Source organism: Sphingobacterium sp. BIGb0165 (assembly GCF_024810095.1).
In the GTDB taxonomy this organism is placed as follows: Bacteria; Bacteroidota; Bacteroidia; order Sphingobacteriales; family Sphingobacteriaceae; genus Sphingobacterium; species Sphingobacterium detergens.
Window position 1 is genome coordinate 602,824 of record NZ_JANUEB010000002.1, and the last position, 26,688, is coordinate 629,511.

Consider the following 26,688-nt stretch of genomic DNA (forward strand, 5'->3'; position numbering starts at 1 on the left):
AATATGATCATGGTAATCGCCCATCAGTATGATGGGAAAAAATAAAATAGAGATGAAGAATATAGTATCAATAGCGTTATTGTCCTGTACATTACTTACAGGCTGTGGCAACAAATGGCTGGAGACAGCACAGCCAAGCACCTCAACCGAAAGTTCGGAGGCCATTAAATCGGTAAATGAGGCGAGTTACGCATTAAATGGTATTTACGATATTATGCGTGGCTATGAATATTATGGTGCGCGCATGACTTATTATGGAGATGTCACTGGTGAAGATATGCTCGCCAATGGTGACACAAAGCGTGCTGCAGGTTATTATCTTTTTGACTTTAATAAGGATAATACACCATCTTCACTTTGGTATCAACCTTATCGTGTGATCCGTAATGCCAACGGAGTACTGGCCTATGTAAATAGTGTGCCAGCCGACCAAATGACCGATGTGCTCAAAGACATCAAAGGACAGGCATTAACCATGCGTGCGATGGCCCATTTTGACTTGGTTAAAGTATTTGGAGCGCCATACGCGGTAAATCAAGGCGCTTCTTTAGGGGTGCCTATTGAGACGGAGAAGCATGTGTCTACAAGCAAACCTGCACGAAATACCGTTAAGGAGGTTTATGCACAGATTATCACCGATCTTGAAGGTGCTGACAGCTTGTTGAGTACAGCAAGAAATGATGGTAAGTTGAACAGATTTGCTGCAGAGCAAGTATTGGCACGTGCTTACCTGTATACAGGAGAAAATGCAAAGGCCTTTTCAATGGCAGCTGCATTGATCAAAAATGCCGAAGCCGCCGCAAGTTCAAAAAAAGGGCAATACCAATTGTGGAAAAACGAGGAATATGCGACGGTGTGGTCGAAGGACTTTACAAGCGAAATATTGTTTCAGTTGTCTAATACCAAAGTGGAGGCCAGTGATTCAAAAGAAGGGATCGGAAACCTGTTATGGCGCTTGGGCTACAATGATATTATTCTTTCAGATGATTATATGAATTTGCTTAAAGATGATCCGAATGATGTGCGTCAGAAAGTGATTACCAAATATACCAGTAAGCAGGTTGATTATTACTATTTGAATAAATACCCAGGTAATACGGCAGAGAATGAAAATCCTGAATTTGCTGATATTCCCGTTCTTCGGTTATCGGAAGCATACCTTATTGCAGCTGAGGCAGCGGTGAAATTGGGCGATAATAGCAATGCACTTAATTATTTAAATGTCATTGTCAAGCGCGCCAATCCGGCCAAGTCGGTAAGTGGAACGGTGGACCTGAACCGTGTGATGGAAGAACGTCGTCGTGAGCTCGTTGGTGAAGGTCATCGTTTATTTGACGCAATGCGTAATAACCTAAGGATAGAACGCAAAGGTAAGGCGCACGTTTCGCCCCTATTGCGACCTGAGACAAAGTCATTTGACCGAACATACTTCAAAACGCGGATGGCTGTGCCGAGAAGAGAGATCGACGTCAATCCCAATATTGTTCAAAATACCGGCTATTAAAATACGTCACGATGCAAAACAATCGGAAATATAATCTTAAACACCTATGTACTGATCCAAACTGGATCAGTACATGGTACTTTTTACTTTTTATATTGTTTAGTTTTCAGCAGTTGCATGCACAGACCCAACAACTGTTGGGGCAACATGATGGCCCTTATTTCTTCTACGAAGCGGGAAATACCAAATCTGTACGCGTAGTTGATGGAAAGATACAAGTCGATAATTCACTTAAAGAACCTTTCTCGGTGTCCACAGAAGATGGTCAGTATCATTTTGAGGTTTCACGTCATCCTATAACAGTTCCCAAAGAGGCTTATCGTCCTAGTGACAAGATCATGGTGCTTTCCGATCCGCATGGTGACTTTGCCTCTTTTTATGCTATTTTAAAGGCGCAAAAGATAGTTGACGCGAACTATGAATGGGCTTTTGGAAAGAATCAGCTAGTCGTTATAGGAGATGTATTTGACCGGGGAAAAGATGTCCTGCCTATTTTTTGGCTGATCTATAAATTGGAACATGAAGCAGTTAAGGCTGGAGGGCAGGTTCATTTTTTGCTGGGCAATCATGAGGAAATGTTGATGCGTGGAAATTATAAATATACGCAGGATAAATATAAGGTGTTAGCGGATTCCATCGGCAGGCCCTACCGTGATTTTTGGTCATCAGAGACGGAATTGGGACGATGGCTACAGAGCAAGAATACCATGGAGAAAATAGGTGATTATCTTTTTGTCCATGCGGGGCTGAGTACGGCAATGTTGGATCCGAAATGGACTATTCCTGCGGTCAATGATTCTGTTCGCCGTTATCTGTTCCACACGAAAGAAGAGCGGCAACAGTCGGAATCAGCATCATTTCTTTTTGGCAGCGAAGGCCCATTATGGTATCGTGGTATGGTGGTAAAGGAGGAAAAATATCATCCGTTGGGGGAAGAGGATTTGAATGGCATGATGAAAATATATGGCGCTAAGCAGATTTTTGTAGGGCATACCATTTTCCCTGAAGTAAGTAGTTTTTATGAAGGGAAAGTGTACGGTGTGAATGTCAGTAACGAATCCAACCGACTGAAAGGAGGTAGCCGGGGGCTGCTAATCGAGGGAGGTAAAATTATGGTAATCTACGATGACATTACCAAGAATAAAGCAGTAAATTAGATCGCTTAGGCATCGCAGTAATGATAAAAGGCTGGAACTAAATTCCAGCCTTTTGCTGTATTATCGATACTAGAAAGGAAACATCATTTAGATTTAAAGTGATTGTATACGAATGATCGATCATTTAGGGATCAATAATAAATGCACCGACTATCGCTGCTGGATGAAAATCTTTATTATTTAGCAGCGTATAATTGTCGCTGAATCTTTCATAGTATTCGATATTCATTCCAATAAGTACCGTCTCAGCGTCTTGATAGTTCACATCAAATAGTAATTCTTCCAACTCAACATCTTTTGAAGGTATCTGTAAGTTTATAGGAATCTCGTGTTTATGCCAGCGGATATATTGCTGCTTGTTAAAATTGAATACGGCGATCATCAAATTTATTTTCATGAGATTGCAGTATTTTGGGCGATGAATGTCATTCTGCATGTCAAACTTTGGGAACTGTATGGCGACTTGCTTTGTGTCCAACAATTTTATTTCTGGGTCGAAATGCATGTAATCGTGCATGTGGCATTTTTCGACGAACTGGAAATTGATTAGACGGTCAATCTTTCCGCCACGGATTGTCTTTTCGCCCACAGGAGCTCTGTTTGCCCGGGTCACTCTCTTTAAATGATTGATCAGTCGGTTGTGCATGATACTGTCGTGCATATTCAGGTGTATTTCTCCCATTATATTTCTGATACGGGATCCTGCAGTACTAACGTGTCCAAAATCTATAGCGGCGGCTTTTGTAGCCTTCGTTTGTTTAGTTTTACGGCCGGGTCCCGTTTGCACAATTGTTTTTTCATTTGATTTTCGAAAGACAAGGTTCCCAACCAAGCCCTTCAAACTACCGTTTTCTAATATAGCCATAGGTTGAATTTAAGTAATTAAGTTGCTGAAAAACAAATAATTATTTATTTTTAAAAAAATGAAAACTGGTAGGTAAATGACCTTGTCAAAATGATAATTGCTAGTACATTACCATTATGAAATTTGCAGTAGATTTTTTGATAAACCTTTCAAATGCAGATTTTTGAGAAATTTGGTAAGGAAGCGGCATCTCTGCTTCGCTATCGTTCCGTATCTCTTCTGATGCATCTCCGTGTCAGGGCTAGGGTGTATCCGTGGTGAGAGCGTCATGCGTCCGTGGTGAGTCCGAGTTAAACTCGGAGATAAGGCGGTAGCATGGTTGTCTGAAAACGCTTTTACCTGCTTGTAGGCACGAATAATACACGAAGTTGCCCCGAATGATCCTCGGAGGAGAGTTAAATAACGTACAGAACACGGACTCCGTTGTGGAAGATATTCTGATGACGTATCATAGAAGTTGCTTGCCTGATTTATAATTGAGGAATAGTTGGATAGGCTAGATAGATTCTAATAAGTGACATGACTTATCAACATAAATATAATTGATGTTTAGTGAATTAACATACTTATTAACATTTTACAAGCCGCTTAATAGTCGGATATAATTGTCAATGTACAATTGTTTGTCTTTTGATTTATATTGTTGGATATAACGCGGGTGATCCAAAATGGTCATTTTCCTGAATAGTTTCTCTTTCTGATTGATTTTGGCCAAAAAGGTGGCATTTTTTTTTCCTAGAACAAATACTTCCTCCGTTTGGAGTCCCATGTTGATATGTTGTTTTAGGGATTCAACCATAAATGGCTTTACCATTTCAAAAAGCTGTTTATCGTCATAATAGTTCGCATTAATCCAGTTGTCAGCTTTCGTATGTCTAACGATGGCTAGCGGGAAAGGGGAGTTGATATAAAATTGGTTATAAAAGGTTTCAGGGCCGCCATAAGCTTCAATCATATCATACATAAAGACCGAGGAGATTTCATGCGTATGGGCAGATTGCATTTTTATGCCACATGCACTGTACAGTCGTTTGGTGTCAGTGAAAGGAACCCCGGTTACGCCTGCACCATGTCTGCTGGGATTGATCCCAATGATAAATTTACGTTTGAGATTGTCATTATAATACTTATTGTAGAATTGCTGCATGACAATCGGTGTCTCGGGATTGTTGAGGTAGGGGTTGACGACATTAAAATCGTGCGGAAGATCCCCATGATAGTCAAGCTGTTTGTTGAATGTAATTACTTTTTCGGCAAATGTGACCATAATGGATGTTTTAGCAGAAAGATACGATTAATTTAAGAGAAGATGCTGCAATAAACAGATTAATATCATACGTTTTTGAATTTACTGCTAAGTTGATAGTTTTAAGATCTTTTGAAATCAATGTTGTCGGATTTGAGGTAAATAATCTGATTAGCGAATCTTGGCTCTCTATCTTAATTGGATAAAATATCTTTATTGTTGGATTGTTTTATGCTTTTTATATCTTTCTAGATATATGTATTTTATATTTTATTTATTTTCAATTGGTTTATTATTGTAGTTTTTTTTCTGGAATTATTTTTTCATTTAAAGAATATTTCTGTTTTATTATAGTTTTAGATTATGTATGTTTGCATAAATTTTAAATATATAGTATTATTTTATGAGAACGAAAATTATTGTATTTTGTGTTTTTTCTTGCGTGTTATTTGGTTGTAAGAAAAGTGATTCAGTATCGAACGAGGAAAATTCTAAAACTGAAATTTCAAAAGAAGAGGAAGATAAGGTGTTTGAGTTGAGAAAATTCTTGTCGGAAACTTGGGAAAGACCTGTTGAAAATGTCATCTACAATGGAAAGGATAGCATATTTACATTGAGAGACTCCGAGATCGTTGAAAAAAGGTCTCATGTGGAACATTTTTATAATTTACTAAAAAAATAACATGAACATGAAAAGAATGTTTTTTTTAGTGACATTTTTCTTTATGGTTCACTTAGGTTTTGCACAGTATTTTAGTCCAATGGTAAATTTTGTAAATTTCATTGCAAAAGATACTTATCAAAATAAAGTTATTTTAGATTTTACAAATACCAGCAATAAGCTTCCCTTTGAGTTTTCGTTGAGTAGGGGGCTTGATCCTAGAACTAATCAATATGAATCTGTTAATATTAGAGTAGAAATTGTATATAGCACACCATGGGGACAATCGATAATTGCTTCACAAGATATAACATCTTCGTCGTTTAATGGAACTGGTTTCTACGAAAATAAGCATATAGAGGGGAATTTATCGTTAGGTAATAGATCAGAGATATTATCTTACGGGAAAATTTCGATAAGATGGATTGATAAGAATAATGTAAGCTATGTTAAATATAGCACGAGAGAATATACGTTTATTGATCGTCTCGATGTCCCTCAGTTATTGGATAAATATATGCCATATGCTTGGGGAAAATTATCATCGGGAAAAGGCATTGTTGACCACTTGAACGATGTGCCTAGTTCTTTTAGACATTACTCTAATTCTTCAGAGCCTTTATTGTCATCAGTAGGAAAAAACTCTATTAGTTCTTCTAGTGATAGTTATGGTTTGGTTTTACAGTCGGATGGAAATTTAGTTATCTACAAAAATGGTACAAATACAGTAATGTGGGCGTCTAATGTTTATGTGAAAAACCCTTCTGCCAATGATAGGTTTAAACTGTTTTTTCAAAACGATGGCAATTTGGTTATTTATAAACAAGATTCAGCAGGTCAATACAGTATAGTTTTTTGGGCAACTAATAATACGTTTGTCCCTAACAATGATGGTAATTTATCGAACGTGAAATATGGTTTTTGGGTAATGCAAAACGATGGAAATTTTGTGCTTTATTATCCTTCAACTAAATTTTATGGAGCATATAATATTATAGCGGCAACAAATTCAAATAACTCTCCGTCGAAAAATTTTGGAAAAATTTTATAAAAGATCTTTTAGTATGAAAAATAGTATATTAGGAATAGTGAGACTGTTTCTATTGATGGTAATAATATTTATTTGTTCTGCCGTTTATGGGCAAGCGCCCGGAATGAGAACAGTAAGGGTCAATCAAGTACAAGTTAATCCAAATTATCAGGGAAACGCAATTATTGATTTTTCAAAGGGAATCAATACCTTAAGTTTTGATATCGTGCTACATAGAATTCCTCTTTACGAGAGTAATAAATATGAAAGCCCTAGCTTGAAATTTTCATTGGTATATCAGGATGGTTATAAAGAAATCGTGTTAAATTCGACTGGAATATTTGAATCTAGTTTTATTGGACCCTGGGCAACATTGAATAAATTTGTTGCTAACATAAATACAAATGAAATTGATCTAGCCAAAGGCTCTATTCAAGCGGTACTTACGGGATATTATGATAACACTAGTTCATTGTCGAAACCTACCAATATTGGTTTTGTTAATAAAGATGAGGTATCACTTCCATTTCCTTTTCCTATGCCAAACGTTTGGAAAAATAACTATCAGAAAAACGGTTCCGTCGTTGGAGATATAGGTAATGTTGCTAACCAATATAAAAAATATTCGAATGCACAGGTTCCATTACTAACTTCTAGTGGTAATTCATCCATTAGCTCCCCAACAGGAAATTATGTACTAGTTTTACAATCAGACGGAAATTTAGTGATCTATAGAAGCGGTACGAATACCGTAATGTGGGCATCAAATGTTTATGTGAAAAATCCTTCTTCAAACGATAAATTTGCTCTTTATATCCAAAATGACGGGAATTTAGTTGTCTATAAGCAAAATGCAGCTGGTCAGTATAGTGATGTCTTCTGGGGGGCAAATACGATTTTTGTGCCTAATAGTGATCCATATTTTGGTAATGTAAAATACGGATATTACCTTTTACAAGACGATGGCAACTTCGTGCTATATTACCCAGAAAAAACCAATAGCGGTTTGGTTTTTCCTATAGCTTCTACAAATTCTGGGAGTCATACTATATCTAAATCATTTGGTAAATTTAAATAGTATAATATTATTATTCTACTTAGTCGAATTTTAAACAAGAAAAGGGCGTCAATTGACGCCCTTTTCTTGTTTATTTTTTTATCCCAGATTAGTGACCTTGCGTGCCATCTACACCATGAGAGTGTCCGTGAGACAATTCTTCTTCAGTAGCAGGGCGTACAGTTAAGATTTCGATATCGAAATTCAATGTTTTACCAGCCATTGGGTGGTTTAAGTCTGCAATAACAATTTCTGGAGTTACTTCTGCAACTACAGCACGGAATTGGTTTCCTTGGTTATCTTGCAAAGGCAATACTTCACCTACTGGAGGTAAACCTGTTTCTTTGAACATATCTACTGGCAATTGCGCGAATGCTCTTTCGTCTTTTTCACCGTAAGCATCTTCTGGTACCAATTCGAAAGAAATTTTGTCACCTACATTTAAGTCTGCGATGTTTTCTTCAAATTTAGGCAACATCATACCTACACCATATAAGAAGTCTAAAGGTTGTTCTGCAGTTGTTTCTTCAACGAAAACTTTTTCACCGTTTTCTACTGTGTGAAGTCTGTACGTCAATGCTACGACGTCGTTTGCTTTTATAGCCATCTGATTTTGATTTTTGGGAGCCTGAGGCTACCGTTTATTAAATATAATTTATTAACGCTGTTATGGAATCTTGCGGAAGACTACATGTCTTATTTTTGCAAAGATATGCTTTTGTTTTCTTTCCGATTCTGTTCTCTAATAATGGAAGATTTTCTTCCATGCCGCCGAGCACAATTTTGTTGGGGATATAATGTTGATCCAGTTCCATGCGAAAAGCTAGTGCATCCTCGCCCGTCAACGCGATTTCATTGATCCCATATATCTCTTCTAGCAATAATATTGCCCAATTTGAATAGGCGGAACCATAAGTCTTGATTTGCGGAAATACATTGGCTAGTAATTGATCAGCTATTGCGGTATAATTTTCATTATCAAAAAGCAAACCTAAGCGCTTCAATTGACGAACCATTGTTGAGGAAGAGGAAGGGATCACATTGTCCATGATCTCACTTTTTCGAGCGATCAGTTCTTCGGCTTCAGCCGAAGTATAGTAAAATGTTTTTTGTTCCACATCATAAAATAATGCAATAGCCCTGTCTGCCAGTTGTCGGGCAATGGTCAACCATTTTACGTCAAATGTAGCTTCATAGAGGGCTATAAAGGCCTCTATTGTAAATGCATAGTCATCTAAAAAACCTGCTATTGCACGATTTTCATCCTGTGGTTGATGCAATAAATAATTGTCATCCCGAATGAGTTCCGTACAAATAAACGCGGCATTATTTAGCGCGAGATCCAATAGATGCTTTGTGCCAAGGCTGCGGTAAGCGTCTATTATTCCTTTCAATAAGAGGGCATTCCAGGTAGTCAATTGTTTATGATCGAGTCCCGGTCGAACACGTTGCTCCCGGTAATCAAAAAGTTTTTGCTTAGAAATTTTTAAAAAATCTGCCCATTCGTCAGCTGACATATTGACCTTCGTAGCCAGCTGGTCTGCATTAATGGCGCAAATGGGAACATTTGTACGCTCTTCTTCCCAGTTGCCACTTTCGGTGATATTAAAATATTGATTGAACAACGCAGCGTCTTCACCCAGAATTTCGTCGAATTCAGCTTTTGAAAAAGAGTAGTATTTCCCTTCGATTCCTTCACTATCGGCGTCCAATGCACTGTAAAAACCATGATTGGGTGCAAGCATTTCACGCTCAATCCAGACAGCAGTTTCTTCGATTATTCTTTTATAGAATGGATCCTTATTTTGTTGATATGCTTCGGCATAAAGTGAAAGCAGTTGGCCGTTGTCGTACAGCATTTTTTCAAAATGAGGGATATGCCAATAGTGATCTACTGAATAGCGTGCAAAACCACCACCAATCTGGTCATAGATTCCTCCTGAACCAATTTTTTTTAGGGTAAAATGCACATGATCCAATGTGGCTTGATCGCCAGTGAGTACAGCATATTTTAAAAAGAAAGACCAGTTGTTGGGGAGTGGAAATTTAGGAGCCCTTGTATAACCGCCTTCTTTCTCATCGAAGGTTTCGCTCCAAGGGCCGATGATTTCTTCGAGATCTTTGGTTGTGTATTGTTCGGGAATGGGGTTGATGGGAAGTTTCTCCGCTCGTTGGATGCCACTGGTTAATTTATTGGCATAATCCAAAGCGACTTCAGGCTTCTCTTCCCACATTTGCGCGATCTGCAACAGGATATTCTGCCAATCGTGCGGTTTGAAATAGGTACCGCCATAAATCGGGCGGCCATCAGGTAGACAGATACAGTTCAAAGGCCACCCACCGGCATTGGTCATCAGTTGGACGGCGAGCATATAGACTTGATCAATATCTGGGCGTTCTTCTCGGTCGATTTTGATGGACACGAAAAATTTGTTCATGGTCTGAGCAATAGCCGAGTTTTCAAAGCTTTCCCGTTCCATCACATGACACCAATGGCAGGCCGAATAACCTATGCTAACAATGATAAGTTTATTTTCGTCTTTCGCCTTTTTTAAGGCTTCGGCTCCCCATGGCATCCAATCCACGGGATTGTGTGCATGCTGCTTAAGATAAGGGGAGTTTTCAAACTGCAGTTGATTCGCCATAAGACGAAGGTAGTGAAAAAAGGGAGGGGTTTTACTTTTCCTCCCGTAAATTTGGTTCTAATATTTTGTATTAATCATTAAATCTAAACCGACTTACCAATCTTAAATAGCCATTTTTTAGACGGAATTTATTATTGTTCTGATCATATGTATTTAATTCAAATTCAGCCTCGAGGAGGTAGAGCCCACCTTCTAATTTCTCAAATTTTAAAACATTGAACTGTGAGTCATCTTGAATGTGATTGTCTAACGGAGAAGGTTTTGCTATCGACCCAATCGGAATAAATGAGGATAGAGATTTTTCTGGAATAGAGGTTTTTAAAAATACGCCAGATGTTTTGTTTTCACGACCATAGTCAGTCATGAATTTTTGAGGTCCTAATTGTAATTTAAATTCTTTTTTTGGTTCCCAAGCACGCGTGGTTTCCCGAAGTTCTAAAACACTGTATTTATTTAAGAATCCAATGTTGACAACTGTGTTTCCTGAAAATCCAAAATTATACTCGACTAATAGAGAGTCTCTCTCGCCGTACCACCAGTTGCCACCTGTTTCATAAGCGTGGTTTCTATTAGGGATTTTTGTTGCAAAGGGTTTGATGTTTATTTGTCTATTTCTTGCCCCAAAAGAATAACGATCATTTGCTCCATATTTTACACCATCGATAGTAAAAGATATACTGTCATTTAAGGTCATGTCCTGTCTTGTTTTATCCTCAGGAACGATTTGCGCTTGATCTTTTTGACAAGAAATAAATAGAAGACCAATTACGGTCATTAGAAAAATTGATTTCATTAGTGTTAAATTGAATATGAGTTACTGATTCTTACAGCTAAGTCAATTTTAAAAGTTAAAATATTTTTTAGAGGGCGAATTTGTATCTTTTGTTTAATTGAGAATGTATTATCAAGCAGCTTTAACTCTTCACTGAAAGAAGGAGACTTAAGCATATTTTTTAATATTTGGGTTCTGCGACAATTAAGTAACTTTCAATAACATTCTTTGGAGACTCTACTAAGGCAATCGAAGAGGTGTTGTTTTCCCAAACAGCTACTGGAGTGTAATTCAACTTATTTTTGAAAAGCTTATTATACTTCTCATCAAGTTCCATTTTTTTATTTTCTACAGAAGTAAGAGTGGGAGTGCCAAAAGTCGCTTGTACCACCTCCATTAAATACTGTTTTTCTTTTTGCGGAGTTTGCTTTGGAAATTGATCACCATAATAGAGTCTTACATGACTATATGGATATTGTCCTTTCACATAAGTTTGGTCTATCCGATAGCCTTTTTTGTAGGAATAAGACTGTCCTACAATGTTACTGGCTGGTGGATTTTCCCAATTGACATTAAAAAAATCTTTGCCTGGAACGGCTCTGATGGTTAGTCCCGCTTGTTTGACCACTTTATTGTTTTTGTAAAGCAACAAATCGAATTTGTAATCGCCCGGTTTGTTGAAAGTAACCCCTGTCATAGAACGAAAAGGATTCACTCCAGAACTGTAATGTAAAACGTCATCTATATGCCAAACAATTGAATCAACAACCTCTTTATCCCATAAGAAAAATGTGAAATGATCTTTATGTTCTTCTTTATCGTATACACGAATTTGACCTTCCTCAAATACATTAATCACACGGTTGTCAATCCATACATCAATATTTTTGGTTAATCTAGTTGTAAGAGATTCTTCTTCTTTTTCTTCTGGTGTAATTACCTCTGGTGTTTCAGGATAATTGTCTTTGGCACAAGAAAATAAAACAAAAGCAATGCAACTTGCAAAGAAATATTTTTTTAACATAAACTTGATTTTCTGTAAAAATAAAAAAAATATAATTGAAACTTATTTATTATGTGGCGTTTTGTGTTTTTTTTACGTTAAACTATTGATTGGACTTTATTCATTGTAAATTAGATAGATTGGATGAAATCCCCAGGGAATTTGATTACTTTTACATGCGATTATTATTAGCTTTACCGAAGTCCTATGTCAAACGACGTTGACCTGCTCAAAAAGATAGTTCATAAAGACAGAGATGCTTTTGAAACTATTTATAAAGCCTATTTCCGTAAATTGTATACATTGTCCTTTCGGTATGTGAGAGATGAAGCGATCGCCGAAGAGTTGACAAACGATGTGTTTATGATGTTATGGGAAAATGCGGGCAAGCTGGCTATTAATCAATCACTGGGAGCTTATCTATCGCGCAGTGTCATCAATCTTTCCCTTACCCACCTCAAAAAGAATCAACGTCTGCTGGATCGAAATAATGATTATATCAAGGATCTGGATCTGACAGACGATGGAGATCAAGCTGATCTTGCTGCACTATATGAATCTAAACTACTGATGATCGAGAGTATACTGGAGAGTCTACCGCCACAGTGCCGAAAAATCGTTCTGATGAGTAAGTATGATAAGATGAAGCAGCAGGAAATTGCCGATCAATTGGGGATTTCCATCAAAACCGTTAAAAATCATTTGACCATCGCTTATGATAAAATTCGGGTCGCATTGGCCAAACAAAGAACTTATCTGTTGCTCTTAATTGGCTTTTTATTTTTTTCATTAGGACTTTTTGTTCAGTTTATTATCTTATAGATATGGAAGAAAACAATACTTCAAGATTTATTCCTTATGACCTGATCCAGAAAGAATTGGAAGAGGTTATTTCTGCAGAGGAAAGGCTGTTGCTTGAACGTTGGCTTTCTGAGGATCTGGAGAATCGTAAGCTATACGATGAAGTCAGCATGATATCCAGTGATCTTATAGTATTGGAGCAGTATAAAAAAGTGGATGCCAATAATCAATGGGAAAGATTTAAACAACAGTTGGATAAAAAGACCACAGATAAAGAGCAACAGAAACTTACTCCTATAAAAACGATCTGGAAACCCTGGATGAAACTCGTTGCAGCGGCAGTGTTGCTATTGATTGGGTTTGCTAGCTACCTGAACTTCGACCGTTGGATGGGCTATGAAGTTAGGTTGTATGGAGCAGCCACGCAGGAACGTATCGTATTGCCCGATAGTTCTGTCATGGTACTACATGCGGATGCTGAAGCTGTCTTCAATAAACGAACGTTTGATAAGCAACGTATTGTTAAACTAAAAAAAGGAAAAGCTTTTTTTGATGTGAAGCATGAGCGTACATCACCCTTTGTAGTTGATCTAGCCAATAATTATGTACGCGATATAGGAACTGCCTTTGAAATCAATTTGGTCGCCAAAGATGTGGAAGTGTTGGTGAAAGAGGGGATTGTGGCCTTGAGCAGTGGAAAAGGACCTTCAGCAAAAGAACTGATTCTGCAAAAGAATGAAAAAGGATTCTTTAAACATGAGACAGCCTCTCTGTCCAAGCTAGATCTTAGTCCTCTGGACAATGATGATAAAGTTGCGCAGAAACTCAGCTATTCCAACGAACGTCTGGACAATATCTGTCTGGATCTTGGAAAGCGTTTTCAGTCGAATATCGTTGTGGTTGGTGAGGATCTGAAATCACGGAAATTGAGCATGTATTTTGATGGGCAGTCGCTCAATGAAATTGTGCAGATTCTTTCCAAGACTTTAAATGTGAAATGGAAAGCGAGTAAAAAAGGATATAGTATCTACGAATAGCGGCCGGGGATTATTGATATGAAGGGTATTGTTCTGTATCGTTTTCTCCTTTTTTTTGGGCTGCTTGTTTTGACTGGTTCGAAATCACTGGGGCAAAATAATCTTGCTGATATCCAGGTCTCCATTGACACTCAAAATAAAGAGATTATTCAGATTTTGACAGAGATTCATCGAAACTATGGTCTGTCGATGTCGTACGATGAGCAGATTTTCAATAAAAATATCATCTATGGCAGAAATTTCAATAAATCCAGTCTGGAAGAAATACTACATTATTTGCTGAAGGATTCTAGAATCAGTTTTACAATGATCAATCGGGCATTGATTTTCTATAAGGAAGATAAGGATTTTACCATCAAAGGACGCGTTGTTGATAGTTTAAGTGGGGAGAGTTTGATCGGTGCTACCTTAATGATCCCTGAGAAGAATAAAAGCAGCTTGAGCAATAAATATGGATTTTATTCACTTACGCTTCCGCAAGGAGATTATAGTTGTTTTGTGAGCTATTTGGGTTATAAGACCCGTGCTGTTCGATTGAACTCCCAACTGGAGGATGGCTATGTACTTATTAAGCTTGCACCTGCTGGTTTGAGCCTAAATGAAGTTGTGGTGGATATAGATTCTTCGTTGATGGTCCAATATACCGGTCATTTTACTGATAAAATTAACTGGCCTCGAGCGCGCAGAAATGCATTTTATAAAGGTGAGGCCGATATTATGAAGGTATTACAAATGCAAAATGGTATCAACGGATTGACGGAAGGAGGAAGTAATTTATTTGTTCGCGGGAGTGGCAAGGATCAGAACTTGATTCTTCTTGATGAGGCGGTGGTCTATAATCCTTCACATTTATTTGGTTTAACCTCTGTTTTTAATTCAGATATCTTAAAAAATACGCAAGTGTATAAAGATGCACTTCCTGCAAATTTAGGTGGCCGTCTTTCCTCTATTATGGATATGAGCACGAGGGATGGTGATGCTAATAATTTTCATGTTTTTGGGGGAGCCAGTTTGCTTGTTACACGACTGGGAGCAGAGGGACCCTTTATTAAAAAAGGTAAAGGTGCCTTTATTGCTACTGCAAGGACCAGTCTATCCAATGTATTGAATACGGATTACCGCCTGTTTAACGTAAAAGGTAACTATAGTGACTATAATATCAAATTGAACTATACACTTGACAATAGAAATCGTATCTATTTATCGGGGTATTATGGCCAGGACAAAGTTACCGCACCGAATAAAAACACAAATCGCTGGGGCAATTGGACCTCAACCTTACGTTGGAACCATGTGCATAGTTCGCGATTGTTTCTGAACCTCTCCGCGATATTCAGCGATTACCATAATAAATTGGATATCAGTAAACAGGAATCCCCGGATAATCAAATCTGGCTGACTCGAATACGAGATTTCAGTTTAAAGTCGGATTTCACCTATTTTATGGGTTTAGATCGCACCTTGGATTTTGGACTTCAGGGGACACTGCATCGTTTTAAACCAGGGGAGATATCTCCTATAAATGGCAATAACGAAGATAATATCTTTAGGGCGCAGGCCTATGATTATGCGGGTTATATTTCTTTCAACTGGAAAGTAGATTCTGCGTTTCGCGTTATTATCGGGACCAGGGTAAATGCTTTCTTTAATACGTCTTTTGGACGTTATTATCTACTCGGTGTTGGTCAGTCCAAACCATTGGCAAATGATGCCGAAAAAAAGAAATCGTATTATGGTTTAGAACCTCGTCTCTCACTACAATATAAATTGGGGGCAGATTATGCATTACGGTTGGGTTATAGTCGGAGTTACCAATACTTGCAACTCTTGCAAAATGATGAGCTTGCCTTTTCCTCGTTGGAGGCATGGATACCCGCGGGGCCAAATATAAAACCCCAGTATGCAGATGTACTTTCTTTTCGGGTCAATAGATTAATGTATAAAGGCAATATTGGGCTGGAGGGCTATTGGAAGAAAATGGGAAATCAGGTCGAGTTGATTGATCACGCGCAGCTCATTCTCAATCCTTTTATCGAAACGCAATTGCGACAGGGAAATGGTCGGGCTTATGGATTGGAATTATCAATCAACCAGCGCTTTGGAGATCTGTCGGCTAGTGTACTCTATAGTTGGTCAAGGTCTTTCCGCAAGATAAATGGTATCAACAAAGGGAGGGAGTATGTGGCTAACTTTGACATCCCGCATGTGCTTAAGAGTAATTTGTCTTATGACTTGGGAAGCAGTGTTCATTTTAATACTTTCTATACGATTCATACAGGTAGACCTTTGACTTATCCAATTGGATTTATGGAATATGAAGGGATTTATGTACCGGTTTATTCCAGCCGTAATTCTCAGCGTATGCCCACATTTAGTCGATTGGATCTGAATTGTTCGGTAGATCTGGAAACCAGAAAGCAACGGCAACGGGGTACACGACATACATTGAATTTTGGCTTATACAATGTTTTTGATCAGCGGAATCCGCTTTATTATAGTTTTTCGGAAGATGGCAATGGGAACTTGGCTATCAAAAAAAACTCGTTCTCTGGACGGGTACCATCGATCAGTTACGCAATGAGATTTTAGTATGAGAATATTTTTGATTTTTATCGGTTTTTGCCTGCTACTTTCTTGCAAGAAGTCAGTGGTGGATACTGGGCAGTCCTATGATATGATAGTCGAAGGTGGAATCAATACGATGTATAAAGAGCAGTATATCCAATTGAAAAAATTAGATGGATTGCATTCAAATGGGATGACTGTCGGGGTTACAGGTGCTACTGTCCAGATCGCTAACGGACCAAATACAATCGAATTCGAAGAATTGGGAGAAGGTCTCTATATGGGTAAGCTATTTAACTTGAAGGATACGGTCGGAAATATCTTTCAGTTACGGATAGCATTGAACGGTAAAGTGTATGAAGCACAGGACCAATTGGTGCCAACTGTCCCTATTGAAAAGGCGTTTTTGCCAGTTGAAAAGAGAGGCATAAATAACAGTTGGGAGGTTAAAGTCAGCAAACATCTATTTGGTATGAAAACTTCCAATAAATGGTTGATTGTGCCCCAGAAAGATTTTTCAAATGAAGATATCTCTACCTTCCGGTTGCCTTTTAGTTATAGTTACCGCTTGGGTGCTCCTAATGTACTCAATACATTGCTTGGACGTACTTATAATTACGAGATGTCAAAAAAGGATAGTCTGATGGTATTTAAGCTTTCTGTGTCACCACGCTATGCACGATTCCTTTACAACCTCTTTCAGGAGACGGAATGGAAGGGCTTATTGTCTGCGGTTCCTGCGAATGTGGAAGGAAACGTTTCGGGTAATACGCTTGGCTTTTTCTATGTTATGGACGGAGTTTATAGGACAATCCCGATGAAAGATATTAGAAACAGCAAATAATTATATAAAACAATATACAATACGATTAAGATAATATTCTTATTAGGACTTTTTTAGATAAACCTTGTCATCTTACTGAATTTAGATGCAAGGTTTTTTTATGCGATATCGTTTTTTATTGATTTTAGTGTTCTTTACTTCTCGAATATATGGACAAGAAGCTTCACTGACAGGTATTGTCCTGGATGCTACAACCGAAAAACCAATCCAAGGTGTAACAGTAAAGCTTTCCAATACCACAAAATCTGTTGGTACAAACAAAGATGGGCAGTTTTCATTGCCTTCTATGCCTGATAACTGGACGTTGGTATTCAGTGCTGTCGGCTACAAAAAGCAGCTATTCCCGATGAGTGTTGCACAGGGAAAAAAAGTACTTATCATACGATTGGAAGATGAGCAGCAAAGCTTGGATGAGGTTGTAGTACTTGCACCCAAGAGAAAAAAATACTCAAATAAACATAATCCAACGGTGGATTTGATCCGTAAAGTGATCGAAAGGCGTGATGAAAACAATGCTTTGAATGCAGCTGTTGGCAACTATCGAGAATACGAGAAGCTTTCCATGTCGCTCGCTATTCAGAATCAAAAAGTAGATAAGTCCCGTTTATTGAAACGTTTTGGATTTTTAAAACAGGGTATAGATACCTTGAAATATCCAGGGAGATCATTGGTGCCGATATTTATGGACGAAAAAATCGGACAGCGCCAATTGGATAAGGCCAAGGGAAATACATTTGTATTATTGGGGGAGAACCAATCACGTGTAGACCAATATCTGGATGAAGATGGTATTGATGAATACCTGGATAAGATCTATGGGGAAACAAATATCTATGATACGGATGTGTCGATAGGAAATAGACGCTTTTTAAGTCCCATCGCGACACTGGGTCCTTCCTTTTATAAATATTATCTGGTCGATACTTTAAAAGATGAAAAACCATGGCATGTTAAAATTAGGGTGGAGCCATGGAATAAGGAGGATGCATTGTTTTCGGGATACATCTATATTCGATTGGACGGTACCTATGCGTTGGACCAGGCTGAACTGTCGATCAATGAAGCAACGAATATCAATTGGGTACGAGGTCTGAATATTGAGTTAAATTATACGGAAGATAAGGCGCATCGTTTTTTTCTCAGTAGAGGTGTGCTTCGGATAGATCTAGGGATTTTTAAGGATGGTATGGGATTGTTTGGTGAGAAAGTAACCAATCGTTCTGTGCTGGATTCTCTACAGCTAGCATTGAATGTAAAGGGCGTAACCGGTCGGGGAGCTGACAACCCCAATGCTGTCAATTGGGAACAGGCAAGACCTGAAAAGCTAAGTAAATTGGAACAGCAGGCTTTTACGAATATTGACAGTTTAAAACAATCAAGGTCTTTTAAAAACCTGATGGCTTTAGGATCTTTTATCATGTCGGGCTACTATGGTCGTGGTGTGATTGAGATTGGATCTGTTCCTTCATTTTACAGTTTTAATCCAATAGAGGGAAGCCGGTTTAAGTTTGGGGGCAATACAACTGATGCATTTAGTAAAACCTTGCTATTGGAAGGGTATGCAGCATACGGTACCAGAGATAGGCAATGGAAATATAATCTGGGTGCAACCTATTCTTTTAATAAGCAATCCGTGTATAAGTTTCCGGTTAAGCTGCTCAGTGTAAAAGTGAATAAAGAAGTTCAGGTCCCGGGGCAGGATCTTAATTTTATTGACAATGATAATTTTCTGCTTTCTTTTAGACGGGGCGAAAATGATAAGATGTTTTATCTGCAACGGAGACAGGTGGAATACTTTCAGGAATTTGAAAACCATCTTTCGTTTAAACTGGGTTTCTTCAATCAGATTTTAAGTCCTGCGGGGATTCTCAAGTTTGACCATAGCGCATTCAGACGGAGTCATGACAACGAGTTGTGGACCTCAGCTTTTACGGGGGAGCTACGTTGGGCTCCTGAGGAAAAAATCTATCAGGGAAAACGCTATAGACGTATCATTAATACAGGAAAACCTGTTTTTACATTGGCGGCACAGATCGGGGTGAAGGGCATTTTGGGCGGTGATTACAATTATCAACGTTTTATCTTTAACGCGAATAAGCGATTTTACGCGTCACAATTTGGTTTTACGGATGCTGTGTTTGAGTCTGGTGTACAGTTTGGCAAAGTTCCCTATCCGCTCATGATTATCCACCGCGCAAACCAGACTTATTCCTATCAGTTGAACTCGTATAATTTGATGAATTCCATGGAATTTATGAGTGATAAATATACATCGCTGTTGTTACAGCATTCTTTCAACGGTTTTTTCCTGAATAAGATCCCACTCCTTAAGAAGTTGGATCTTCGTGAAATCGCTTCAGTAAAAGTGCTATACGGTAAAGTAGATGCATCCAATCGCTATACCAAAGACTTTGATACAACTCCTAAGCATCCCAGCGAACCGCAGTTATTTTCGCTCAATCGTGGGGCTTATGTGGAGGGTAGCGTCGGGCTGAGTAATATCTTCAAGATCCTGCGTGTGGATCTGGTGCGTCGTTTTACCTATCTGGACAATCCGGGGGTATCCTCTTGGGGAGTACGGGCGAAAATTGGTGTCGATTTTTAAATAAAAAAAAATGTATTGGGACTATTTACAAGAAATGGTGTCATTACATAAATAGCAGTAAGAAACAACAGTAGAGCAAGACTTGTGGAACGTCTTATCAACTTCCTTTATGAGAATAATACATACTTCCGTCAACCCAAAGGTTTGAAGGAATTTAAAGAAAAATTCGATCCCTGTTGGGTAGAGAAGTTTGTGGTTTATTCACATGATCTGGATTTGATAACATTGCCTTTGGTGATTGATAAGGCAATGAAATCGACTACAGCGAAGTGATAAGACGATCAATTGTCAGTAGACAAATTTGTTCTTTGAATTGAATTTTAATCTACGATCTGTACCAGATCGGCACAATTGCCGCTAAGCATCTGAAAAGTAAAGCCAGTATCGAGTTTAATCTCCGCAAATGATGAAGTGCGTAGGTAAGCTGACTTCCGTGTCAGGTATTCAACCATGTCAGTTAATGTGGGGTTGTGCCCAAAAAGTAAGACATGATCGATATGATCTGGGATGGTATTGATGACCGAAAGCAAGTGCTTGTAGGTGCATTCGTAAATGGACTCTTCAATTTGAATATCAAATGAGGGAGCTTCCATAACATCCAAAAAAACTCGGGCGGTTTGTAAGGCTCTATTGGCGGGAGAACTAATAACGATACTATTTTCATTGAGCGTCAGTTTAGCAGCTAGCTTTTCTGCAACCTGTTTTGCATGTTGTATGCCCTCGGATGTCAATGCACGATCAAAGTCGTTTATCCCGGGAATAGTTTCGGCTTTGGCGTGTCGGATGATATAAAGTTTTTTACTGTTGTCCATGATTAAAATTTTTGATGCTATACTATAAAACGCAATGTAGGTGTATTTCATTATAAAAAGAATGAAGATTCCTCTATATAATAACAAAATAGTATGATATGAGTTCTCTGGTTACCAAAAAATAATATGTTAAATGATAAAAAAGCTCTTTTTAAAATATAAGAAAAAAAAAGAAAAAAACGCGCCAGAATATGGCTGGTTTGGGCGCTATGCAGATTGGGATGAGGTTAAGCGATTGACTGATGGGTATGAAAAGAATTTGATTTTGGATAAAACTCGCCAGTCGATGCTAGCGATTCGGGATGGATTGGCCGTTTATGAAAGAGATTCGGTACTTTTTGAGAAAAAAGAGTACCCTTTTGCTATAATTTCGAGCCTGCTCTATATCACTATGAAGAACGATATGAAATTGAAAGTAATTGATTTCGGTGGTTCTTTGGGTACAACCTATTACCAAGTGCGTGAGTTTCTGACACCTTTACGATCCTTAGAATGGCATATCGTGGAGCAAGAATCATATGTTGTCATTGGGAAAGAAGAGTTTGAGAACGACGAACTAAAATTCTATAAGACTATTGAAAGTAGCCTGGCAGATGGAGTTGCTCATGTAGTCCTTCTGTCTAGTGTTGTTCAATATCTAGAAAAACCGCATGAGTTTTTGTCCTATCTCGCTGGATTATCAGTTGAGTACATTCTTTTTGATCGAACGGCATTTACAGTGGAAGGGCCAGACCGATTGACACTACAGCGTGTTCCGCCTTTTATTTATGACGCATCCTATCCTGCTTGGTTTTTTAACGAAACCAAGTTTTTGAACCATTTTGGCGATTACGAGATTCAGACAGAATTTACTTCCTATGTAATCGGTGAGCAAGATATGCTGATCGATGGAAAAGTGGAAGGATACGACAAAGGATTTTTTTTAAAAAAAATAATACGATGAATAACTTTTGCACCTTATTTAATTCAAAATATTTAACGCGTGGTTTGGCGATGTATAGATCGTTAGAGAAGCGGACCCGAGATTTTCATCTCTATATATTCGCATTTGATGACAACTGTTTTTCGGTGCTGAAAAGCCTTAATTTGGAGAGAGCCACTATTATACCTCTTGTTCAATTTGAGGATGCGGAATTGTTGGCCATAAAACCTAGTCGTAAGGAAAATGAGTATTGTTGGACCTGCACCCCTTCCGTTATACGCTATGCAATTAAAACTTATGGTTTGAAATCTTGTACATATATCGATGCAGACCTATTGTTTTTTGGTAATCCTCAGGTTCTATTCGAAGAAATGGGAGATAAATCGGTATTAATTACACCACATCACTATACTGAAAGATATGATCAATCTGCGACCAGTGGTATCTATTGTGTACAATTTGTATGCTTTAAAAATACCACGGAGGGAATGGAAGTTTTGGAATGGTGGCGGGATGCATGTCTGGAATGGTGTTATTGCCGTATGGAAGATGGTAAGTTTGGCGACCAGAAATATCTTGATGACTGGACTACACGATTTGAGTGTGTACATGCACTGGAGCATCGAGGAGGCGGAGTAGCCCCTTGGAATATGCAACAATATAACTTTGGGTATAAAGATGGGATGGTATGGGGACAAAAATTAATTTGCCGATTTTCCTTTCCAGTTATATTTTATCATTATCATGCTTTTAGAATTGCAGAAGCCAATAGTTTTATCCCATTGCCAGATGGTCTTTATGATTTAAACGAAAATGCACTCACTTTTATGTACAGACCTTATATGCAGGCATTGGTTGAAGCGAACAATGAGCTAAAGAAGAAAGGTGTCAGAACTTTGGCTCACGAAAATATAACCATTCCTAGGATCCGAAAATCCATTCGACGGATGGTCAAACTCTATTTTACAGGGAAGTTTAGGGAATTTTATCACATCAATTATTTTAAAAGACAATGGCTTACCAAATTGATCTAAAAACATTCACCGATGATCGGGGGCATCTAACGGTGATCGAAAAAGTAATACCTTTCGATGTGAAGCGGATATTTTATATCTATGGCGTAGATGGATCTACCCGTGGAGGACATCGACATCATCAAACAATACAAGCGGCAATTTGCTTGAAAGGAAGTTGTGCGATCTATAACCAGGATGGGGTTAATGAATGCATTTTTGAACTGCATTCGCCAGATCAATGTCTGATTTTGGAACCCAAGGACTGGCATCAGATGTTTGACTTTACCGAAGATGCCATTCTTATGGTTCTTGCGTCCGAATATTTTGATTTAACAGATTATATTTACGAACCTTATTTTATACATGATCGCTTACGAGAGCCTACAGCAAGTTAATAAGGAATTTATGGATGAATATACCAACGTTTTCCAAAGGGTATTGTATGGAGGCTGGTATATTTTGGGAAAAGAAGTTGAGCAATTTGAGCAATCATTTGCAAGATACTGTGGTGTTGACCATTGTATTGGGGTGGCTTCAGGCTTAGATGCACTTGTGCTGTCATTACGTTATTTTGGCTTTAAGCCAGGAGATGAAGTGATTGTACCTGCTAATACTTACATTGCGTCGATACTCGCTATTATGCAAGTTGGACTAAAACCTGTTCTCGTAGAGCCCGATATAAATACGTACAATATTGATCCCGAAAAAATTGAGGCATCTATTACTTCGCGAACGAGAGCGATCCTTGTTGTCCATCTTTATGGAAAAATGTGTGACATGGATCCAATTCTACAGCTTGCATATCAACATGATTTAAAAGTTATCGAGGATTGCGCACAAGCACATGGTGCTATTTATAAAGGCCAAAAGGCAGGTTCATTTGGTAATTTTGGTGCATTCAGCTTTTATCCGACAAAGAATTTAGGTGCCTTGGGAGATGCGGGAGCTATCACTTGTAAAGGTCAGGAATTAAATAAATCCATTCGTACCTTACGGAATTATGGTTCTTCAGCTAAATATGTCTTTGATGAAGTGGGCTACAACTCCCGACTTGATGAGTTACAGGCGGCTTTCCTATCTGTAAAGTTGAAATATTTAGACAACATTACTGCTCATAAGCAAAAGCTAGCTGCAATTTACCGACGTGAATTAAAGACTGATTTTATCCTTCCAACTTTGCAGGCGGGTTTTGAGGACGTTTACCATATTTTTGCGGTACGTCACCCTGAACGAGATCGGCTCAAAAAGTATTTACTAGATAGCAACATTGGAACAGAAATCCATTATCCAATAGCTCCTCACCAACAGAAAGCTATGAACGAGATTTTATCCGGAGCAAGCTATCCAATCTCAGAAGAAATTCATCGAACTATACTTAGCCTCCCTATTTCCTATGGCCATACAGAAGAGGATATTAATAGGGTGGTTGAGGTAATGAATAAGTTTTCCTAAAGTTTTTTATAATTAATTTATTCAGAGATCTTATCAACGGAATTTTTTCAAAGAAAAAAAATAAGGCAACACGTCTTTTGTTAGCTTTAATCTGTTTAGGATTAATATCTTGCCATATTTCGAATGTCGCATAATGTAAACCTAGGACCTCTAAAAAATGGAGGTTTTTTGTATTTGGTAGAGTGCCTAAAATCATGCTGCCATTTCTAGTTGTATTTAATAATTCCGAAGGAGAGGTTCGTAAGCGAAAATCGTCCGGGTAGGTTGAATTAAGGAAATTACCGTAAGTTTCATATTCCGAGAATCCTGATAATGAGAGATCTTTTTTTTGTATACTTTCAAGAATATAATATGGCCAATACATACCATTGGCATTTTTACTTAGTTCCTCCAACATAATTCTAATAGCCGCTGTTTTAACCATAAAATGTTCGGAGATAAAAGAGTAATTGACTGTTTTTGTTACACCAAGTATATGTTCTAAAGTTTCAAAATAAGGATTGTGATTTTCTTCACTCTTGTGGATAAGGACTTTATCTTCTTTATCAAAGAAATCGATTGGTTTTAATGGGATGGTATCTGCGTCCCATATCAGATAATAGTCACTTTGAATAATTTTGGAAATTTCCAATTTTAAGAATTGCTGGAAGTACCAGCCGGCTCTATCTCCATTATTTATTTTTTGTTTTAGGAAGTCAGCGACAGATTCAAAATTGAATCTGTATAATAATTCATTTTCGTTAACGAGAACTAAGTTGGTTAAACTGAGTAACTGAAATTTTTCGAAATAGTAAGGGCTTGTTATGACATAGATTTGCTGTGCCTGAAAAAAACGCTTAACCTGATTGATCACGACTTTCGCAATTTCGATATGCTGCGGGCCGACGCAGATGACTACATCGTAGTTTTTTCTTTTGGAATCAAATACCATCAATGCGAATATATAATTTATATCTCTCAAAAAGCAACAAATAAAGAAAAAATACTCTTGAATTTATATAAAATAAAATATTAAATTATTTAAAACATGAACTCTTTATTTAAGAAGCGTTCTTAATTAGTGATTTGCTGTTTGTGAAAATTTCATTAACATTTTATTAAATCTGCGTGTAAGTACAATCATATTTGCTTATTACAACTAATTTTTAGTTTTTTTTTAATTAAAATTGAATGTTTATTGTTTTGTGTTTAAAAAATCAGGTTAATGTATGTGTTTTTTTTATATTTTTGCATAAATTAAAATATTTTATATGAAAGTAATTAACCTATTTAGTTTTATTATTGTAACAGTCTTTTTTGTGGGATGTAAAAAAGAGGCAATAGAATCAGATTTTGATCTTAGTGAGAAAAAACAAAGTAAATCACAAGTTTTACAGCCATTTGCTGCAGGCGATGGTCAATGGGATTTGCTTGGTTATGGTTACAATATATTGGGTGATTATGCCCATTCTAATTCAGCCACATTTCCGATTATTGATGTTGCACGTATGAAAAGTGAAAATACCACTTATGTTGACCACTCTGGAGCAGAAACAGCTACGTCTTTTTATGAAGCAGGTCAGGATGCATTAGAATTTTCAAGGAAAATCACAGGCAAAGTAGTTGTGAGTGGCGGAGTCAACTTTCTATTTAAGGGAAATATTGATCTTCATTTTAATTCAATAGATAAGTGGTCCTCTAAATATATCTATGGTTCTTACAGTGCAATCGCTATAAAAAGACGTGTTAAAATAATAAATGACATAGCTCTTATGAGAAATTATCTTCATCAAGGATTTTTACAACATCTAAACACATTAAGTCCAGCAGGATTGGTGAGTTTGTATGGTACCCATGTGCTAACCGATATTAAATTGGGTGGCCGCATGGATATTATCTATAGAGCAGAAACTTATAACTCAAATAGAGCAGAAGCTGCAACAGCGGGAGCTAAATTTAGTTTCTTTAAGATCTTTGGAACTCAAACTGAGGGCAGTTATGATATTAATGAAGCAAAAACTAATTTTAATGAAAGTGCCTATGTAAGAACTGTAGGCGGTAGCTCTGCAGGTGCATTATCAACGAATTTGTCATATAACACTAACTTAAACCCTGGATTTACATTTAATACATCCGCATGGGCTTCAGGTTTAACCGATGAGAATGCAGAGTTAATGGATATAGTTCCAAATGGTATTATTCCTCTTTACGATCTCGTTGCTGATGCCACAAAACGTCAACAACTAAAGGTTTATATTGACAATTACCTAGCGCAGAATAAAGTTGTTATTTCTTATGATAGATTGCCTGTATATCAGTATTATAGTTCATCCGCAACCGGATACCTATTTTTTACAGATATAAAGAGAGGAAGTGCGTATTGGTCTCTGGAGGGAGAACAATTCAAAGTTCCTTCAGCAGGCACACCATTGGCTATTCCAATACATGAATATTGGAATGAAGCTGAGCAAGATTGGATTTGGTCTTCAGAAGATATCTCAGAGATTAACGTTTCTTATATGCCAAATAAAATTTACAAAAATCAAGGATTAAGGTTTTATGGATTTAAAACCCAACAACCTGGTACAGTTCCTGTTTATTTGCATTGCAGATCTTCCAATATCCATTTTCTTTCAACAACGAAACAGTTTACTACCCCTATGAAATCTACAAAAATAGCTTTTTATGCATATCCAAAGGGATAGTTTAAATTGC

General features: G+C 37.7%; 24 protein-coding genes. 16 read left to right on the forward strand and 8 right to left on the reverse strand.

The window, feature by feature from the left end; genetic code table 11:
• Positions 1-52 precede the first annotated feature (52 nt).
• Together M2408_RS06180 and M2408_RS06185 are read left to right on the forward strand one after the other, a co-directional pair.
• Positions 53-1,504 (forward strand): RagB/SusD family nutrient uptake outer membrane protein, encoded by a 1,452-nt coding sequence (locus M2408_RS06180; RefSeq protein WP_259180255.1) that lies wholly within the window; start codon positions 53-55, stop codon positions 1,502-1,504.
• A gap of 11 nt (positions 1,505-1,515) precedes the next feature.
• Positions 1,516-2,661: a metallophosphoesterase gene (locus M2408_RS06185; protein ID WP_259180256.1), complete on the forward strand. Its 1,146-nt coding sequence runs from the start codon at positions 1,516-1,518 to the stop codon at positions 2,659-2,661.
• Positions 2,662-2,785: 124 nt separating this feature from the next.
• On the opposite strand, the gene M2408_RS06190 is transcribed toward M2408_RS06185, so the two are convergent.
• Both M2408_RS06190 and M2408_RS06195 read right to left on the reverse strand, forming a co-directional pair.
• A complete protein-coding gene (locus tag M2408_RS06190; protein ID WP_259180257.1) occupies positions 2,786-3,526 on the reverse strand; it encodes a hypothetical protein in 741 nt (246 codons plus the stop codon).
• Positions 3,527-4,103: 577 nt separating this feature from the next.
• Positions 4,104-4,793, reverse strand: coding sequence for an SMUG2 DNA glycosylase family protein (locus M2408_RS06195; RefSeq protein ID WP_259180258.1), 690 nt, complete (start codon positions 4,791-4,793; stop codon positions 4,104-4,106).
• A gap of 382 nt (positions 4,794-5,175) precedes the next feature.
• Here M2408_RS06195 and M2408_RS06200 point away from each other — a divergent pair, with 382 nt between their 5' ends.
• From M2408_RS06200 to M2408_RS06210, 3 genes are read left to right on the forward strand one after another with little or no spacing between them, the layout of a single operon-like run.
• Positions 5,176-5,454, forward strand: coding sequence for a hypothetical protein (locus M2408_RS06200; RefSeq protein WP_120260111.1), 279 nt, complete (start codon positions 5,176-5,178; stop codon positions 5,452-5,454).
• A gap of 7 nt (positions 5,455-5,461) precedes the next feature.
• The gene (locus tag M2408_RS06205) at positions 5,462-6,484 is read left to right on the forward strand and encodes a hypothetical protein (protein WP_259180259.1); all 1,023 of its coding nucleotides are present in this window, start codon (positions 5,462-5,464) and stop codon (positions 6,482-6,484) included.
• Positions 6,485-6,497: 13 nt separating this feature from the next.
• Positions 6,498-7,541, forward strand: coding sequence for a hypothetical protein (locus M2408_RS06210; RefSeq protein WP_259180260.1), 1,044 nt, complete (start codon positions 6,498-6,500; stop codon positions 7,539-7,541).
• An 88-nt stretch (positions 7,542-7,629) separates the two neighbouring features.
• Here M2408_RS06210 and M2408_RS06215 read toward each other — a convergent pair whose 3' ends face one another.
• The 4 genes from M2408_RS06215 to M2408_RS06230 all read right to left on the reverse strand — a co-directional run bounded on the left by M2408_RS06215 (position 7,630) and on the right by M2408_RS06230 (position 11,961).
• Entirely contained in the window at positions 7,630-8,127 is a 498-nt protein-coding gene (locus M2408_RS06215; protein ID WP_104383926.1) for a peptidylprolyl isomerase, read from the reverse strand.
• A 37-nt stretch (positions 8,128-8,164) separates the two neighbouring features.
• Positions 8,165-10,165 carry a thioredoxin domain-containing protein gene (locus M2408_RS06220; protein WP_259180261.1) on the reverse strand — a complete coding sequence of 667 codons (2,001 nt, stop codon included), beginning with the start codon at positions 10,163-10,165 and terminating at the stop codon, positions 8,165-8,167.
• Between the two features lie 70 nt (positions 10,166-10,235).
• Complete coding sequence (locus M2408_RS06225) at positions 10,236-10,958, reverse strand: hypothetical protein (RefSeq protein WP_259180262.1); 723 nt, start codon at positions 10,956-10,958, stop codon at positions 10,236-10,238.
• A gap of 160 nt (positions 10,959-11,118) precedes the next feature.
• Positions 11,119-11,961 (reverse strand): hypothetical protein, encoded by an 843-nt coding sequence (locus tag M2408_RS06230; RefSeq protein WP_259180263.1) that lies wholly within the window; start codon positions 11,959-11,961, stop codon positions 11,119-11,121.
• Positions 11,962-12,147: 186 nt separating this feature from the next.
• On the opposite strand from M2408_RS06230, the gene M2408_RS06235 reads away from it, so the two are divergent.
• The 6 genes from M2408_RS06235 to M2408_RS06260 all read left to right on the forward strand — a co-directional run bounded on the left by M2408_RS06235 (position 12,148) and on the right by M2408_RS06260 (position 20,065).
• Positions 12,148-12,762 carry an RNA polymerase sigma factor gene (locus M2408_RS06235; protein WP_259180264.1) on the forward strand — a complete coding sequence of 205 codons (615 nt, stop codon included), beginning with the start codon at positions 12,148-12,150 and terminating at the stop codon, positions 12,760-12,762.
• A 2-nt stretch (positions 12,763-12,764) separates the two neighbouring features.
• The gene (locus M2408_RS06240) at positions 12,765-13,778 is read left to right on the forward strand and encodes a FecR family protein (protein WP_259180265.1); all 1,014 of its coding nucleotides are present in this window, start codon (positions 12,765-12,767) and stop codon (positions 13,776-13,778) included.
• An 18-nt stretch (positions 13,779-13,796) separates the two neighbouring features.
• On the forward strand, positions 13,797-16,367 hold the full coding sequence (locus M2408_RS06245) for a TonB-dependent receptor (RefSeq protein WP_259180266.1): 2,571 nt from the start codon (positions 13,797-13,799) through the stop codon (positions 16,365-16,367).
• A gap of 1 nt (position 16,368) precedes the next feature.
• On the forward strand, positions 16,369-17,187 hold the full coding sequence (locus tag M2408_RS06250) for a hypothetical protein (protein WP_259180267.1): 819 nt from the start codon (positions 16,369-16,371) through the stop codon (positions 17,185-17,187).
• 85 nt (positions 17,188-17,272) lie between these two features.
• The gene (locus M2408_RS06255) at positions 17,273-19,792 is read left to right on the forward strand and encodes a DUF5686 and carboxypeptidase-like regulatory domain-containing protein (RefSeq protein WP_259180268.1); all 2,520 of its coding nucleotides are present in this window, start codon (positions 17,273-17,275) and stop codon (positions 19,790-19,792) included.
• A gap of 84 nt (positions 19,793-19,876) precedes the next feature.
• Positions 19,877-20,065, forward strand: a complete 189-nt coding sequence (locus tag M2408_RS06260; RefSeq protein ID WP_259180269.1) for a hypothetical protein — start codon at positions 19,877-19,879, stop codon at positions 20,063-20,065.
• Positions 20,066-20,112: 47 nt separating this feature from the next.
• Here M2408_RS06260 and M2408_RS06265 read toward each other — a convergent pair whose 3' ends face one another.
• Complete coding sequence (locus M2408_RS06265) at positions 20,113-20,604, reverse strand: histidine phosphatase family protein (RefSeq protein ID WP_259180270.1); 492 nt, start codon at positions 20,602-20,604, stop codon at positions 20,113-20,115.
• Between the two features lie 133 nt (positions 20,605-20,737).
• Here M2408_RS06265 and M2408_RS06270 point away from each other — a divergent pair, with 133 nt between their 5' ends.
• Genes M2408_RS06270 through M2408_RS06285 form a run of 4 tightly spaced genes read left to right on the forward strand, consistent with a single transcriptional unit; the run spans position 20,738 to position 23,994 of the window.
• Positions 20,738-21,547: a methyltransferase, TIGR04325 family gene (locus tag M2408_RS06270; protein ID WP_259180271.1), complete on the forward strand. Its 810-nt coding sequence runs from the start codon at positions 20,738-20,740 to the stop codon at positions 21,545-21,547.
• Entirely contained in the window at positions 21,544-22,560 is a 1,017-nt protein-coding gene (locus M2408_RS06275) for a glycosyl transferase (RefSeq protein ID WP_259180272.1), read from the forward strand. The genes M2408_RS06270 and M2408_RS06275 overlap by 4 nt, the downstream gene beginning before the upstream one ends.
• Positions 22,539-22,937, forward strand: a complete 399-nt coding sequence (locus tag M2408_RS06280) for an FdtA/QdtA family cupin domain-containing protein (protein WP_259180273.1) — start codon at positions 22,539-22,541, stop codon at positions 22,935-22,937. Before M2408_RS06275 ends, M2408_RS06280 begins: the two co-directional genes overlap by 22 nt.
• Positions 22,906-23,994 (forward strand): DegT/DnrJ/EryC1/StrS aminotransferase family protein, encoded by a 1,089-nt coding sequence (locus M2408_RS06285; RefSeq protein WP_259180274.1) that lies wholly within the window; start codon positions 22,906-22,908, stop codon positions 23,992-23,994. The genes M2408_RS06280 and M2408_RS06285 overlap by 32 nt, the downstream gene beginning before the upstream one ends.
• Here M2408_RS06285 and M2408_RS06290 read toward each other — a convergent pair.
• Positions 23,957-24,847, reverse strand: coding sequence for a DUF6492 family protein (locus M2408_RS06290; RefSeq protein WP_259180275.1), 891 nt, complete (start codon positions 24,845-24,847; stop codon positions 23,957-23,959). The two genes, M2408_RS06285 and M2408_RS06290, sit on opposite strands and share 38 nt — an antisense overlap.
• A gap of 397 nt (positions 24,848-25,244) precedes the next feature.
• Here M2408_RS06290 and M2408_RS06295 point away from each other — a divergent pair, with 397 nt between their 5' ends.
• Positions 25,245-26,678: an MACPF domain-containing protein gene (locus M2408_RS06295; protein ID WP_259180276.1), complete on the forward strand. Its 1,434-nt coding sequence runs from the start codon at positions 25,245-25,247 to the stop codon at positions 26,676-26,678.
• The last annotated feature ends 10 nt before the right edge of the window (positions 26,679-26,688 follow it).